Consider the following 15,715-nt stretch of genomic DNA (forward strand, 5'->3'; position numbering starts at 1 on the left):
AAAATAACGCGGTAACGATTTATAACGCAAGCTATCTCGCGAAGTGCGTTGGTGTTTTTTAACTATTCCATTCCCTCTTCCATTTTTCGATAGAATTTATTAACCGGATTGAGGGCGCTACGGATCGTCACGGGGTATGCTGCCAAAGAGAAGCAAAAGGAGAAGTCATCGGTTAGATTAATTGTTACAACACCAAATGATCGCATTCAGCATTGGGTTTTACTAGCCCAATGAAGTTTGAAAAAGAATGACTTGCATCACAGTTGAAGCAATTTGCATGGGCCTTAGTTAAGAGATCTACTTTTTCAAATAAAGTAGTAAAGCAAGAGATTGATTTTATTTAACTACAGTTATTGTTATTTTAGGCTGAAAAATAAATATATAATTAAACTTGTATATTTAAAACTGAAAGGAATATTAAAATATATTTATATTATTTTTTGGAAGCCTACTATTACTTTAAGGACTCAAATAATGAATCAAAAATTCTTTATTTCAATTGCTTTACTGATTTCGACAGTTTCACTTAATGCGAAAAGTAACACTCCTGAATCTTCTCCTAGATCTCTATTAACAAAAAATGTAACTTCTCAAAATAAAATTACATTTAGCTCTGCGAATCCAAACATTACAAGCATAAGCAGAAGTATTACGCCTCTTGCGGCACAAAAAATTGCCGCAGCTAACTCATCAAATCAGAATACACTTCTTGCAAGGCCAATTGATGATGGCAACGACCCTCCGGGAACACCGCCAAATGCTATTAAAGAAATCGATTTATTAATCGTAGTCCCACACACTGATGCTCAATCGCGCCCAACTCTTGGATGCACAAATTTACCAGGCAACATTAAAACTTATACTATTTATGGTAACGACTATTGCGCAAGTCTGGGATTGCAAGGGACTTGGTTTGCTTCATCACCAACTAACAATGTTGTTGGTGAGTTGAATGCGGCAAGGCAAGCGCTTATAAATACAACTAACTCTACCCTTTACAATTATCATGTTGTAGGTGTAGTTGTTGCACCGCGTACAGATCCAATTTTTGTAGGTTCAGCAAGTGCTAGGAGAATGAAGCTTAAGTCTGTCAATAATATACTTTATTATCGCAATATGTTAAAAGCTGACGTGGTTGTATCGATGATGGATAACAACGCAACTGGTGGCGACAGTGATTTAGAATTCGACGAAAATTCAGCATTTGTTGCGATCTCCTATTTACTCGACGTTGATATAAGCGAACCTATATTGGCTCACGAAATGGGACATATTCTAGGATTAGCTCATGATCCACAAACAATTAAAGTCGGTGGTTACCAAGATCGTAATCACTTCCCTTCTTATGGTGTGGGAACTTATTCCTGTACGGCGGGAGATTATGGAACGCCTTGTAGCCAAGAATATGGGGATATTATGTCTTACCGCCGTGGAAATGGAAGTGGCTATGTGCGAGAGCTACGTTACAGCGCGTTAGGGGAATTCACTTGTGGACCCACAAAAAACTTAACTTGTTCAACCACATTTGATAACACATACATACCTGATGCTAAACGCGCTATATTCGGTAGTAATATTGGTAACCAGAAGGTTAACAATACTAATAGCTGGACAAAAGTTAGCAATTATCGATAATATTTTTAATATAAAGATAATTGGCTAAGTATCGGGTCGAATTAACGGAATTGTGCCCGTTAGTTCGACCCACCATCAGATATACGGTTTCCACATCCGGTGGTTGATCCTAGTGAGTTACCCCATGAACTCTCGTAGTACATCTATTTCGAGTTAGTAGCTCTTTGGTCAGAGCTTGATTTTCCTTTGGTAATTCGTTCACCATCAAGTAAATGTCATGTAGCCAGATTCTTCTGATTTTGTTTCTTCGTTCAGTCTTCCAGATATTGAACTGGTAAACGATAGCCTAATGTTGAGTGCAGGCGAGTTCAAATATAAAATATTTCTTAGCCTAGAGATTTATCTTGGAGCAATCGTTTGCAGCAAACTCCATTTCCCATGGACTTCGTCTCCTCACTAGTGTTAGTAAGTCGCTGCCGCTTCGGCACACTTCTTCAGCATTGAGAGAGTAAGGCGACATTGCGCCTTATGCTTACAAGTGTTAAAAATCGATCATAACCGACAAAAGAAATATGCTCTGGTGAATTCCGGTACCAGTTAAGATGAAACCATCTGGATCGCAGAATCTAAACCAGCGCCCGACCATCCACAAACACTTTCAACTCGCCCGCCTGTAACGCAGTCCATTGTTCATTGGTAGTTAAAGGCTCGGTGACAATCACGGCGACTCGGTCTTGTGGTGTGGTGACTGCCGAGAAATCGACTGACACCTCTTCATCTGACAGCGCAGCTGTATTGAATGGGTGTTGTCGTTCTATGTAATGCAGTTTGGTCGAGCAATGTGCGAACAGGGCGCTGCCGTTGGATAGCAGCATGTTGAAGGTGCCGTGGCTGGCGATTTCGGCGCAAATTTTTGTCAAGAATTGTTGTAGTGCGGCGTTGTCTGGTAGCGTGCGGCCGAAATGTTGACGCAGGCTTTGCATCAGGTAGCAAAACGCCAGCTCGCTGTCGGTGCTGCCTATGGGTAGATAGCTGCCATCGAGTTCGGGTGCAAAATTTTTCAAATCGCCATTGTGAGCAAAGACCCAGTTGTAACCCCAAGCTTCGCGGATAAAAGGGTGACAGTTTTCTTGTGCGATCACGCCTTGGGTGGCTTTGCGTATGTGCGCGATGACGTTGGTGGATTTAATCGGAACACGTTTAATTAATTCAGCAATCGGTGAATCAATCGCTGCTTGATGATCGACAAAATGCCGCACGCCCTTACCTTCAAAAAATGCGATACCCCAGCCGTCTTTGTGTTCATCGGTGCGCCCGCCACGCGTGGCAAAGCCAGTGAAGCTGAACACGATGTCAGTTGGGGTATTGCAATTCATTCCTAGTAGTTGGCACATGACGATATTTATTAAAAGCAAAATGAAGGGCGCTTATTTAACCTTGGAATCATGATGAATCCAGATAGGCGCTTACCTTAACATTGAAAATTCGAAACTTTAAATACTCAGTCGCGATTTGCTTATGCGTTTTTCGTGTAAGTCGGTGCTTAGAATGAAAAAAGCCAGCATATGGCATGCTGGCTCGACGTAAAGTTTTTTAATGTTCCATCTCCCGTAGGCGGGAGAAGGGAGTTTCAAAAAATTACCACATTAGAATCAACGTGCCGCTGGTTCTGGTGCCATAGGCTTACGTGGGAACATTTCGTCACGATTAGCTGTGTGCGCTACGAAGCTTGCCATGATCATGGCGGCTTGCATCATGTCGCCTTTTTGGATTTTGTCGAACACATCGATGTTGGTGTGATGGGTGCGAGTGAAGTAATCCATAGGTTCTTGGATGAATTGGAAGCCAGGTACGCCGACTGCGTCAAAACTTACGTGGTCGGTGCTGCCGGTTTTTTTCATCGTGGATGTTTTGGCGCCGAGGTCATGGAATGGAGCTAACCATGCATCAAAAATAGCTTTAGCTGCGGCATTATTTTCTGCGTAGATACCACGGATTTTGCCGCCACCATTGTCCAAGTTGAAGTAAGCAGAGATTTTGCCGTGCAATGGTTTCAAGGCTAATGGGCCAGTTGGACGACGCATGAAGCTAGGCAGATCTTTTTCTTTAGGATCGGTCGATTCAGGACGTGCTGCCACGTTTTTGCTGATGAAATCACGTGAGCCTAACAGACCTTGCTCTTCACCGCCCCACAAGGCGATGCGAATGGTGCGGCGTGGTTTGAAGCCTATGGCTTTTAACATACGCACGGCTTCCATTGCGACCGCAACACCTGCTGCATTGTCGGTTGCACCTGTGCCTGCGTGCCATGAATCTAAATGGCCACCGAGCATGACGATTTCATCTTTTTTGTCTGTACCTGGGATTTCAGCGAAGACGTTGAGGGAATTAGCTGGATCTTCGTCGCCGAATTTGACTGCGACTTCGACTTCAACTTCTACGTCTTTTTTCTTTTCGATCAAACGGAACACACGGTTGTAGTGTTCTGCTGTCATGACCAAAGCTGCTGGGCCAGTTGGCTCGCCTGCTTTGTAAGAGCCACCACCTTGTACGAAGATGGTGCCGTCTTCACCGCGTGATGCGTTGACAGTGGCGATGACGCCTTCTTCAGTCAAATAAGGATTGATTTTTTTTGCGAAGGCTAAACGTTTCGCGATATCCGCCATGTCCATAGGCGGACGACCTGTGGCCGCGCCTAATTCCATGTTTTCTAATTCATGCAATTCGTCGTCGGTATAACGTTTGGCATCTGGTGTTGTGTGCAATTTGGTGGCCGCTGCTGGATCACGCAAAAGAATTACGCCTTTTAGTTTGCCTTTCCATTTTGCCAAATCTTCTTCGGTTTCTAATTTAGCGTAAACCACTTTGCCGCGTTTGACGCCGTCGGTGCCTGGTGTCCATGCTTTAGGAATGGCGACCAATTCTAAAGTGGATGGCGCTACCATGCGCATAGAGGATTTTTCTAATTCCCAGCTGCGGCCAAATGGCGCAATGCTGACAGTTTGTGCGTTTTGCAAACCCCAGCTTGCTAATTGTGACTTGGTCCAATCACCCGCTTTTCTTAAGCCTGGCGCGCCTGTTAAACGTGGGCCGATTTCGTCGGTCAAGACACTGAGGGTTTCCATGATTTTGGAACGGTTAGTTCCTTCGTCGCGGATTTTATTAACTAAAGCCAAATCGACTTTTTCGTCGGCAGCGATGGCCGGCAGCGTGGCGCTTGCTATTAGCGAGCAGACCAAGAGACTCATCAAACGCATCTTATTATTCCTTTTATAGTGATTAGTAATGCTGAAGTATTGCTGAAATTATTCAAATGACCCGAAACCAGTACGACTCATTGAACCGGTTTGGATGAAGAAGGGAGAAATTGGTTCCCGGATTTTTGTATCAAACTATATACAGTTTTGCTGCAGTGCGGAAAATTGAATCATTTGAGCTACATTGTGAATGTAGGTAAAAAAAAGCCCCAGTCTCGATGAGGCTGGGGCTTCCCGTTCACCATGTTCAATGGATACGGGCATTTAGGTCAACACGCCTTAGTATGGAAGATTAATACTTAAAATGAATGCCTAAGCGTACCGCACGTGGCGAACCCGGCGTGATGTTGTTATTACTATTGGCGGACGCATAGTATTTTTTATCGGCGAGATTTTCTACGTTCAATTGCAACTGAATGTGTTTATCCCAAGCAAAGTACAGCGCGGTATCGACGCGAGTGAAGCCGGGTAATTCCACGGTATTGTCGGTCGATGGATAAATGGCGCCGCGATACACGACACCGGCAGCCAGCCCCCATTGACTGTTCAAGTCGTAGCGATTCCATAAAGAGGCGCTATGACTTGGTACTTGCGCTAAAGTAGCGCCCGCTTTGACGGTGGCAGATTGCGTGCGGGTGATCTTCGCGTCTTGGTAAGCGTAGCCGCCCATGACGCTCCAAGCCGCATTGATTTTGCCGCTGACGGCGAGTTCTAAACCTTTAGTACGTTGCCCATCGACTAGGATGGTTTTGGTGGAATCGGTAGGATCGGCGATCGCGACATTACTACGATCTAATTGATAGACCGCAGCGCTCAAGCTTAAATCGCGCAATACATCCCACTTTGCGCCGAGTTCAAAGTTCTTGAATTTTTCTGGATCAAAGGCCTTGTTGCTAGCCGTCAGTGAGGATAATTGATCGCCTGCACGTGGCGCAAAAGCTAGGCTATAGCTGGCGTACAGTGACATTTCTGTCATCGGTTTGTAGATTAAACCAGCGCGCGGTGAAATGGGGGTATCGGTGTTTTCAATTTTTTCGCCAGTACGATTATTACTAAAGTCGATGCCAAAGCTATCGCGACGCACACCGAGTATCGCTTGCCATTGCGCTGAGAATTCGATTTGGTCTTGTACATAAATGCCTACGGTTTTGGCGACACCGTGGTTGTTGGCATCTGTCGCGGAGGGGCGGAATACCACATTGTCAGTGAAAGGATGGTTCAGTGGTACGGTAATGCTAGTGGCATTTGCACCAACGGTCGGGAAGTAACCCGTGTTGCGCAGGTTATCCGTAGTTTGTTGACCCAATTCCAAACCCGCCAGAATCTTATGCTTAATATTGCCACTTTGGATGTCGAACGTCAGGTCGGTTTGATTGAAGAAATTTTGACGTTGTGTCGCATTGCTGTAGGCGCTCAAGGCGACGCTGGTCGCCGTGTTGTTGACCGCACCGGAGAAAATGTTTTGGTAGAACTTATCATAATCGGCATAGCGAGTGCGGTTGCGTAGTGTGTAGCCATTACCTAAATCGTGATCGATCAAGGCTGTGAAGGCATCGACGCGCGACCATGTCGGGCTTAAGGCTGCGTTGCCGAAGAACACGCTACTATCCACATTCAAGGCCTTAGCTTGATAGGATGGTACGCCACGATCGGCCGTTCTATCATCTTTGAAATGCTCATAGCCGAGTACGATGTTAGTGTTTTGACCGGCGCGGATCGCGAATGTCGGGTTGATGCCACTGCGTTTGAGATTGACGCCGGAGCGGTAGCTGTCTGAATTTTCCATCATGCCGGTGACGCGGAAAGCCATGTTTTGATCAAGCGCTTGACCGAGGTCGAAGGTGGCACGGCGATTACTCCAAGAGCCTAAGGTAATCGAGGCTTCACGTACGGGTAGCCATTGTGCTTGTTTCGTGACGCGGTTGATAATGCCGCCCGAACCGCCACGACCAAAGATCATGGCATTTGAACCTTTTAAGGCCTCGACGCTTTCGATATTGTAGAAATCGCGGTAGTACTGCACATCGTCACGCATGCCATCGACGAAAAAATCACCAGTTGAGCTATTACCGCGAAATACCGCGGTATCGCGATTACCTTCTCCTTGCGCAGTAACAACGCCCGGCACATAACGAATTGCATCCGCCATGCTTTGCATAGCCTGATCTTTCATTAATTCCTTAGTAAGCACAGTGATGGCTTGCGGCGTATCGCGCAGTAGCGTGTCGGTCTTGGTCGCAGTGCTGCTGATCTTGGTGGCGTAGGTTTGCTCGGTTGCACCGACGACTTGGACTTCGGGTAGTTTTGATGCCTGAGTTGTGTTGGTGTTCTGTGCGGCGACAGGTAAGCTTGCGCATAGTAATAAAGCAGGCAATGTGGCCAAGGCAAAACGACTAGGAAGTTGAGTAAGGCTTTGCATAAAATTCTCGTTGGATGATAAAAATGTTCGGCCTCCCTGAAGGCCAATAAGAGTGAATGAAGTAATTGAAGTAATTAAACGAAATTATAAATGCGAATTATTCTCATTTTTAATATGAGAATACGCTGGGCTTGTTGTGAATCAAGGCTTTGGGGAAAATTTCTGAAAGTGGATGGCGGAACGAGTCCGCCATGACGGCGAGTGGATTTGCTTAGCGCTTATGAGCACTTATGGGCATTTATGAGCGCCAATGAGGATTAACTTTCGCTGCGAAAGTAGGAATGGTTATCTAGCGATCCAATTCTAGCCTTCGCGCGACCGAATTTTGAGAAGAAATTTATGCCGATTTTGGATGTACAGTCATCATCTGCGTACCTGACCAGAGTTGACCTGGTGCCAAGCTAATGGGATGGAGTATCGTTGCGGCTTCGACGCAGATCATGCGTTGGTAGCCATTGGGTTCTAGATCGCTTATTTGGGCATTTTTTTCTGCGCCCGGATTCCACACCACGGCATCATTAAAGCCAGATTGACGTATTTGTACTTGTTGATGTGGCTGTATGATCACGATGTCGGACGTGATATCGCTATAGATTCTGTCGGTTTCTGCCGTGATTTCTAAAAAGGGTTCTTCTTGCTGACAATCTCTTGAACCGCCCACCGTATCGCGATAATCCAAGCCACCTAGCCCGTGAATCAGGGTTTGCGTGATGTCATCTACCTTAAAATAGGTATGTAAAGCCGTGGTAAAGCTAAATGCGGTATCACCATTATTCACCACGGAAAAATCCAATTGCAGAGTTTCCTCGGCGATGGTGACGACTAATTCGGCACGGAAAACATGCGGCCAAACCAGTAAGCGAGCGATATTTTCTTGTAATTCAAAGACCGCTTGTGCCGCACCTTGTTCTAATACCCCAGAGCTGACCAGACGCCATTCGGCATTGCGGGCAAAACCATGTTTGGGCAAAGGACCGTGATTAGAGAACTGCGGAAACACGATAGGTACGCCACCGCGGATCGCTTTACCCGGGCCAAACTCGGAGCTTTTGCTGAGAAATAATTGTTCACTGCCACTGACAGGTATCCACGAGCATAAATGCGCCCCGTGCGTGTGTAACTCGGCGCGGGCGCCATCTCTGGCTTGCAGCAAAACCTTTGAAACCTTATCCATGGAAGCACGACTTTCTGCTGAAATAGCGATGAATGAAACGGGAGATGATAAGTGAAATAATAAGAAAAATGATTCGAGAAATGATGAAAGAGGCTAGCATTTTATCGTTTCTCCACCCAAAATTTGACCTTTGAGGCGGTGAATTTTGCATTCTGTCGCTCTTCGCAGGCAAGCGAAAAATGCTTGCCGTAGACTGCAGGTATGGAAATTTCAATCAATTCTTCATTTTTCGGGGGCGGATATGTTTAAAAAATTAGCGAGCGCATCAGCGGTATTAGTCGCATTCGGCGCATTGGGAACATTAGGTGCACTAAGTGGCTGCGAGATCAGCATCAATGACGACAGTATTAAAGGTAGTGGCCGAGTGATTACCGAAACCGTCAATACTGGTAGTTTTGATTCCATCACGAATAACTCTCCATTTAATGTCGAGCTGGTGGTGGATGGTAAAAACAGTGTGGTGGTAGAAGGTGACGATAATTTTGTCAAAGAAGTTGAAGCCGTGGTCGAAGGCAATACCTTAGTGATTCGTACCAAACGTCGTGGTAGTTTCCATTTCTCTTGGAGAAATTCCCCAACTACTGTCAAAGTTAGCACCGCTAGTTTGGTAAAAGCCATGAACAGCGGCAGCGGCGATATGCATTTGCGTCAATTGCATAATGAAAAATTAGAAATCACCAGCGATGGTCCCGGTGATATTGAAGCATCTGGTACCACCAATGAATTACGTTTTAATGCCAGCGGCAGCGGTGATGTTAATTTGCGCCAATTGAGTGCTAAGAAAGTTGAAGTCGATATGAGCGGTCCAGGTGACGCCGAGTTGGGTGAAGTCACTCAAAGTTTGAACGCAAAGTTGAGTGGCAGTGGTGATTTGAATGTCGCCAAATTGCAAAGCGAACAAACCCTGCTGAGCATCTCTGGCCCAGGCGGCATCAGCTTACGCGGCACGACTAAAAACATCGAAGCGGATATGTCAGGTTCAGGTGATTTGTCGGTCGATCAAATTCAAGCAGAAAAAACCACGATCACCATGTCCGGTCCGGGCGAAGCGAATTTGGCAGGTGAAACCAAATCTTTAAAATTGCGCTTAAGTGGTTCAGGCAGCGTGGATGCTTCTCGCTTAAAAATTGGCGATGCAGAAATTCGCAATTCCGGCCCAGGCGATTTGCAATTCAAATTATTGACTGGCAACGTGACGATTGATACTTCCGGCTCTGGCGACATCGAAGCCGACTTAGCGATGGCAGGTACTGTGGATATCAATTCAGATGGTCCTGGTAGCGTGACTCTGCGCGGCAGCGGTAAAAAATTGACCGCCAATTTAAATGGCTCCGGCGATCTGCATGCGAAAGAATTATTGCTGGAATTGGCCTCAGTTAAAGTGAATGGTCCAGGCGAAGCGATAGTGAATGTTAAAGCGGCAGGCGCGGCGTCCGCTGAACAAAGTTCTATAAAAAATGGATCACGCGTTGTCACCATTGACCGTAATGGTGTGGTGAACTAAGTACAGCCGAGTTGAGTAAGAATGTCGTAGTAGTGAAGTAAAAGCTGAATTAAGAAGCAAAAGCGCCAGAGACAATGTGCCTCTGGCGCTTTTTTATTCATCTAGTCCTTCATTCAGAAATTGCCTAGAACTTCTGTATCCGATAAGCATGTTTGACGACCAGACGGCTACTGGCAATCAAAGGATTCAATCCCATCAATAAGCCAATTAAGACATGTTGCGGTAACAGCCAAATTTGTCCACGTGGCGCTGGTACTTGAGTGCAGGCGGTGATGACCGGTGCGACCCATGTGCCTTCTTCGCTTAAGTCTAATAGGATATCGCCATCCGAGTTGGTATGCAGATAAAGCTCGCCACCATGTGTCAGGCGTAGGCAAATGCCTTGCCCTTCACTGGGTTGGTTGCCGATTAATTTCTGTAACTCTTGATTGTTTAGCTCCATCCAGCCTTCAATTTCAGCCGGTGTTTCTAAAATGATCCATGGATGCTCGGTCTGGCTATGGTGTTGCTCTGAAGATGGGTTCATGAACTATCGTATTTGCTTTACTTGTAAGCCTTGCTGTTTTAATTGTGCAATGATACTGCGCTCACCTGTCATGTGACCAGCATCAACAACGAAGAACGCTTTTTTTCCTTGTCGCATCATGTCCTGCATTTGGGTCGCGATACGTTCATTCTTGTCATCCACCAGCATATGCGTGATTTTTTGAGAGCCTGCATCTTGCTGGCTCGTTTCTAATAGTAGCTTGCCAAGTACATCGGCATCGGCGCGGAGCCATGCTTGCCGCACTGCTTGCAAACGGCTTTTAAGTTCGCCTTTGCGGAAGCTGTCTAGCGTGTTGGCGAGCAAGGCATTTCCCTCATCATCGTTCAAGCTGGCCAATACATCGGCTTGAAATTCTATGCTGTCTAATTCAACCAGCGCTTTGTTGTCGGCTCTTGCCGCATTAATAAAATGCAGATCCAGACTTTGTTCCGGATCATAGCCTAATTGCATCGTCACTTCAGCCTTCAATCCCATTGCCACCAAGGCTGGTGTATAAGTTTGAAATTGATCGATAGATTTGCCTGCCATCGCTTTTAAGGTTCCCCAAACTACTGGGCTGATGTGCTTTTCTAACGTGTCCGGTGCGCTGTAGCTGAGTTTATTGGCAAGCGTTTGTGCCGCAGTATCGCTACTGCTGTCTATTTCTACTACTACCGTGTCAGCTTGGGTATAGGCTTTTTGTACTGGGGTAGATAAAGGATAAAAATCTTTTTTGGCAATCTGAATTGTGCCAAACAAGTAGCCAACTGGCGCGCTCATTTTGTTGTCCTTATCCTGCGCCATTTCATCTTGCTTGATCGGCCGAATTTCGAATAACAAGCCTTTTACCTTACCTGCTGTTGACGCTTTGTTATTTGCGAGTTTGCTTGCCTTTGTTTGTTCTTTGGTTTGTGCTTTAGTCTGAGCTAAAGCACCCGTTGATAAGCCTGCGCACATGAGTCCCAATGCCAAATAGCGCAAAAGTTTGCCAGTATTGTTGCCAATAAAGTGTTTCGCTTTGGTTTTCATAATGAATTGAAAAGTCTCGGTAAGAGGAAATGGGTGAGGATGTTTTATTTACTATCCGCTTCGGTGTCAGAAAGTAACATCCCAATATACACTAGTTTTTTGGGACCCAAAAAGCATAGTCCGACCAGCGCAAAGTTTGGGCTTCTCTGCGGCTAAACGAACTTAAAGCTGGTAAAAGTTTCTCCCCGAAAACACTTCCCAAATTTAATGGAACTAATCCAGCGCAGATCAATCGAAAGCCCGCGCTATCTGCTGATGACGCACTATTTCACTATTTAATCATTCTCGGTTGAATGACAAATATGGAGTGCTACCATAAGTTGTTGGATTGTTGCTATGCAGTGTAGAAATTTTGTTTGAAAGCTGCGCAATACGTGGGTTTTCGCGCTTTACCTCTTTACTGTTTAGCTATAAATCGCTATGTTACGCAGGTTTACAAAAATAGATCCTTCTCGATTGCTTTTTGTTTAGCTAGAGTAGGAATAAGAAATTCAATTATCGTATTTGCCTTAAGGAAACATTATGTCTTTTGAACGCGTGAAATGGCTAAGTCAAGAATTGACTCTAGCGGGAAATATGGCTGTCGAAGTCCAGAAAAAAGGAAGTATCAATTTACACATGAGTGGCTTTGAGTCTATCCGCAAGGGGGAATTATGATTAATTGGCGCGTTAAATCACTAGACGCTATTTTAGCAACGGCAGAAAAAAAATCTCTGCATCGCACTTTAGGTGCATTTCAACTGACTATGCTTGGTATTGGTGCCATTATTGGTACCGGTATTTTTGTTCTGACCGCAGCCGCAGCGCAAAAAGCCGGTCCTGGCATGATGTACTCTTTCATTATCGCGGGCTTTGTCTGCGCGGTAGCTGCACTGTGTTATTCCGAATTAGTTTCTATGGCGCCGGTTTCGGGTTCCGCTTACACCTATACCTACGCTGTAATGGGTGAATTGATGGCGTGGACTGTCGGTTGGGCGCTCGTGCTCGAATATGCCGTTGCCGCCGCTGCTGTCTGTGTTGGATGGTCAGGCTACGTGATGGGCTTGATCCAAAAGGCAACTGGTTTTGTGCTTCCTGAAGTGCTATCACATGGACCAGCTTGGACTATGGATGGTTTTATGCCTGTAGTTGATTTCAGTCACGGTATCGTCAATGTTCCTGCGATTATCGTTGCACTGGTAATTACTTTGTTGTTGGTTAAAGGTACCAGCGAGAGTGCAAAAGTGAATTCAATTTTGGTTGCGGTAAAAGTAACCGCTTTGTCTGCGTTTATCGTTATCACCTTGCCTATGGTCAGTGGCGACAACTTTACGCCAATGTTGCCAAATGGTTGGCTCGGTACTCAAGGCAGTGGCGTCGGCGTGGTTGGTGCTGCAGCTTCTATTTTCTTTGCTTATGTTGGTTTTGATGCCGTCTCTACTGCGGCGGAAGAAACAAAAAATCCACAACGTAATGTTCCTATCGGTTTGATCGGTTCTTTAGGTATCTGTACTATTTTCTACATGTTGGTTGCGGCTGGTGTTGTTGGCTCTGTTGGCGCACAACCGATTACTTCTATCACTGGCGCCGTATTGTCACCAGACTCTGCTGAATTTGTGACACGTTGCAAAGAATTAGCATCTGCAGGTAGCTCCCCTATCGTTTGTTCTCACGAGGCTTTAGCTGAAGTATTGAGCAAATTGCACTACGATCAAGTATCTAAATTAGTCGGTTTGGCAGCAAGTATCGCTTTGCCTAGCGTTATTTTGATGATGATCTTTGGTCAAACACGTATTTTCTTCGTGATGGCGCGTGACGGTCTCTTGCCAGAAAAATTGGCTGACATTCATCCAAAATGGAAAACACCTTGGTTGATGACTATCGTGACAGGTATTTTCGTTGCAGTTGCAGCAGCGTTCTTCCCAGTCGGACAGTTAGCCGATATTTCTAATTCCGGTACTTTGTTTGCGTTCTTTATGGTCGCTATCGCCGTTCTGATCTTGCGTAAAACAGATCCAAATCGTGCCCGTCCATTTAAGACACCGGTGGTTTGGTTGGTCGCACCTTTAGCGGCTGGTGGTTGCTTGTTCTTGTTCTTCAGTTTGCCGACTGTCGCACAATTAGTGTTGCCAATCTGGGGTAGCGTTGGTTTGGTAATTTACTTCCTGTATAGCCGCAACCATTCACATGTGGGTAAAGCGATTGCTGCGCAAGAAGCTAGCAAGAAATAAGTAAAAGACAGGTAATCTGAAATTGAAGTTAAAGTAAAAGCGGCGCAATGTAAAAATTGCGCCGCTTTTTTTATTTCCTGAGCCGTTTTTATAGCTCTCTTAGCTTTTGCCGTGAGCTATAACTAACTTACAAGCAAGCTACAGCCAACCCTCATCGCGTGCCATCCGAAACGCTTCAACGCGATTCTTGGCATTGAGTTTGCTGATCGCTTCCGATAAATAATTGCGCACGGTTCCTTCTGATAAGTGCATGATTTTACCGATTTCGCTACTGGTTGAGCCTGTCCCCGCCAGACGTAAGACTTGCCGTTCGCGTTCACTTAATGGATCTTGTGGCCCGCCCCAACTTTCCATCGCCAGCTCAGGGGCAATTGCTTTTCCGCCGCTCTGGACGGTACGAATTGCTTTCGCCAGATCCTCGGCGGGTGCGTCTTTCAGCATATAACCTCGAACACCGCTCGCCATCGCACGTTTCAGAAAACCCGCACGGGCAAAGGTGGTTAATACGATGACTTTACTCGGTAGTTTGAGGTGGGCGATTTCGGCAGCGAGTTCCAAGCCTGTCATGATAGGCATTTCTATATCTGTGACCACCACATCGGGTTGCAGTTGTTTACAAAGCTCCAAGGCTTCTTTGCCATTTTTAGCTTGCCCTAACACCTCAATGTCACCTTCTAATTTCAACAGGGCGACCAGAGCACCTGAGACCATTACTTGATCTTCGGCCAGAATTATTTTTATCATGTTCATTTCCTTATGCAGCGTTCGCGTGATGTAGCGGTAAAGTGAATCCTATTGTTAGTCCCTTTTTACATTCGACTTGCAGGTCGCCATTGAGGGCACGCACCCTTTCGCTCATACCGATCAAACCATTTCCTTTCTTAATATCTTCGCCCTTCTCGCTTCCAATTGAGCCATCATCTGCAATCTTGACATGTACGGAATTCGCATTGCCAACCACCGAAAAATAGCAATGTTTGGCATCGGAATGGCGAATGATGTTGGTGACCGCCTCGCGTAAAGCCAAGGCAATAATATTCTCTACGGCAGCAGGTAACACCGTCTCATCAATTTGACTGCTGAACTGTACTCCTGCCGATTCCAAGGCATTTTGGGCTCCGCGTAATTCGTGTGCTAAGCCTGTATCACGATAGCCTAATACGGCCTCGCGTACTTCGCTCAAGGCCTGTCTTGCGGTGCGCTCGATATCTGCGATTTCTTTCTTACATGCCTCTGCATCGCGATCAAATAATTTACGCGCGAGTTCGGCCTTGAGCGTGATCACCGACAAAGTATGTCCCAACAAATCATGCAAATCGCGGGCGATGCGTTCGCGTTCAGCTAAAGATGCGAGATGCTCGATCTCTTCTTGTTTGCGAAATAATTTGCTATTAGCGCGCTGCAAACGTTCACCTATGATGGCACCGAGCGCGCTAGGAATACTAAAGATGACTGCGGGTATCCAAAAATAAGTCTGCAATTTTAAAAAGTAGCTAAGGATCGCGGTGCCCGCTAAAACACATGTCAGACTTAAATACGCATGACGTTTTTCCTGAAAACGCGACGACATGGTGGCAGCAAAAATCACAAAGCTAGAACCACCAAAATTGTAGGGCGCCCACGCAATACCCAGCGCCGTAACTAGCGCAATACAGACCGCAACGCGCCAACCTTTGCCCCAAAAACTATAAATATACAGCGGTAAAAATACCAAGATGCTGAGGACTATCAGTAAAAGTTCAGTAGTGCTGGGTCGCACATAAAAATAAGGCCAAGCAAAAATGCCAAACGAAAGCATCCAAAAAAACGGCGCCTTACCGTATTGCGGCGGCACCCAAGGTTTCGACCAGAGCGCTTGAATTTTGCTGATCACTGACATGTCCTCTTTTCTATGTTGAGTAGATCAAAGCGAGCTTATTTAGGTCACTTATTTAGGTAACTTACTTAGGTGACTTACTTAGAGAGCTTACTTCGATCCACAATTGCTTATTCGTGCTTAATTATGCTTAACTGAGCTTATA

The 15,715-nt window shown here is 45.8% G+C and carries 12 protein-coding genes; 4 read left to right on the forward strand and 8 right to left on the reverse strand.

Translation table 11 applies throughout. The features are described 5' to 3' along the window. Positions 1-474: 474 nt before the first annotated feature. The gene (locus ACFFJH_RS12415; protein WP_390213072.1) at positions 475-1,635 is read left to right on the forward strand and encodes a hypothetical protein; all 1,161 of its coding nucleotides are present in this window, start codon (positions 475-477) and stop codon (positions 1,633-1,635) included. Between the two features lie 566 nt (positions 1,636-2,201). Here the strand turns inward: ACFFJH_RS12415 and ACFFJH_RS12420 are convergent. The 4 genes from ACFFJH_RS12420 to ACFFJH_RS12435 form a co-directional block, all read right to left on the reverse strand. Next, a complete protein-coding gene (locus tag ACFFJH_RS12420) occupies positions 2,202-2,969 on the reverse strand; it encodes a class II glutamine amidotransferase (RefSeq protein ID WP_390213074.1) in 768 nt (255 codons plus the stop codon). Positions 2,970-3,227: 258 nt separating this feature from the next. Then, positions 3,228-4,832, reverse strand: coding sequence for a M20/M25/M40 family metallo-hydrolase (locus ACFFJH_RS12425; protein WP_390213076.1), 1,605 nt, complete (start codon positions 4,830-4,832; stop codon positions 3,228-3,230). A gap of 292 nt (positions 4,833-5,124) precedes the next feature. Beyond that, entirely contained in the window at positions 5,125-7,251 is a 2,127-nt protein-coding gene (locus ACFFJH_RS12430; protein WP_390213078.1) for a TonB-dependent receptor, read from the reverse strand. Between the two features lie 337 nt (positions 7,252-7,588). After that, positions 7,589-8,425 carry a D-hexose-6-phosphate mutarotase gene (locus tag ACFFJH_RS12435; RefSeq protein ID WP_390213080.1) on the reverse strand — a complete coding sequence of 279 codons (837 nt, stop codon included), beginning with the start codon at positions 8,423-8,425 and terminating at the stop codon, positions 7,589-7,591. A gap of 241 nt (positions 8,426-8,666) precedes the next feature. Between ACFFJH_RS12435 and ACFFJH_RS12440 the strand changes: the two genes are divergently transcribed. Beyond that, positions 8,667-9,929, forward strand: a complete 1,263-nt coding sequence (locus ACFFJH_RS12440; protein WP_390213082.1) for a head GIN domain-containing protein — start codon at positions 8,667-8,669, stop codon at positions 9,927-9,929. A gap of 124 nt (positions 9,930-10,053) precedes the next feature. Here ACFFJH_RS12440 and ACFFJH_RS12445 read toward each other — a convergent pair whose 3' ends face one another. Beyond that, positions 10,054-10,455, reverse strand: coding sequence for a hypothetical protein (locus ACFFJH_RS12445; protein ID WP_390213084.1), 402 nt, complete (start codon positions 10,453-10,455; stop codon positions 10,054-10,056). Between the two features lie 3 nt (positions 10,456-10,458). Next, complete coding sequence (locus tag ACFFJH_RS12450; RefSeq protein ID WP_390213086.1) at positions 10,459-11,484, reverse strand: TraB/GumN family protein; 1,026 nt, start codon at positions 11,482-11,484, stop codon at positions 10,459-10,461. Positions 11,485-12,006: 522 nt separating this feature from the next. On the opposite strand from ACFFJH_RS12450, the gene ACFFJH_RS12455 reads away from it, so the two are divergent. Then, positions 12,007-12,141, forward strand: coding sequence for a hypothetical protein (locus ACFFJH_RS12455; RefSeq protein WP_390213088.1), 135 nt, complete (start codon positions 12,007-12,009; stop codon positions 12,139-12,141). Next, positions 12,138-13,694, forward strand: a complete 1,557-nt coding sequence (locus ACFFJH_RS12460; protein WP_390213091.1) for an amino acid permease — start codon at positions 12,138-12,140, stop codon at positions 13,692-13,694. The genes ACFFJH_RS12455 and ACFFJH_RS12460 overlap by 4 nt, the downstream gene beginning before the upstream one ends. A 138-nt stretch (positions 13,695-13,832) precedes the next feature. Here the strand turns inward: ACFFJH_RS12460 and ACFFJH_RS12465 are convergent, their stop codons facing one another. Then, the gene (locus ACFFJH_RS12465) at positions 13,833-14,438 is read right to left on the reverse strand and encodes a response regulator transcription factor (protein WP_390213094.1); all 606 of its coding nucleotides are present in this window, start codon (positions 14,436-14,438) and stop codon (positions 13,833-13,835) included. Positions 14,439-14,448: 10 nt separating this feature from the next. Then, positions 14,449-15,573, reverse strand: coding sequence for a sensor histidine kinase (locus ACFFJH_RS12470; RefSeq protein ID WP_390213096.1), 1,125 nt, complete (start codon positions 15,571-15,573; stop codon positions 14,449-14,451). Between the last annotated feature and the right edge of the window lie 142 nt (positions 15,574-15,715).

This window comes from Affinundibacterium danionis, from assembly GCF_042432465.1.
GTDB lineage: Bacteria > Pseudomonadota > Gammaproteobacteria > Burkholderiales > Burkholderiaceae_D > Undibacterium > Undibacterium danionis.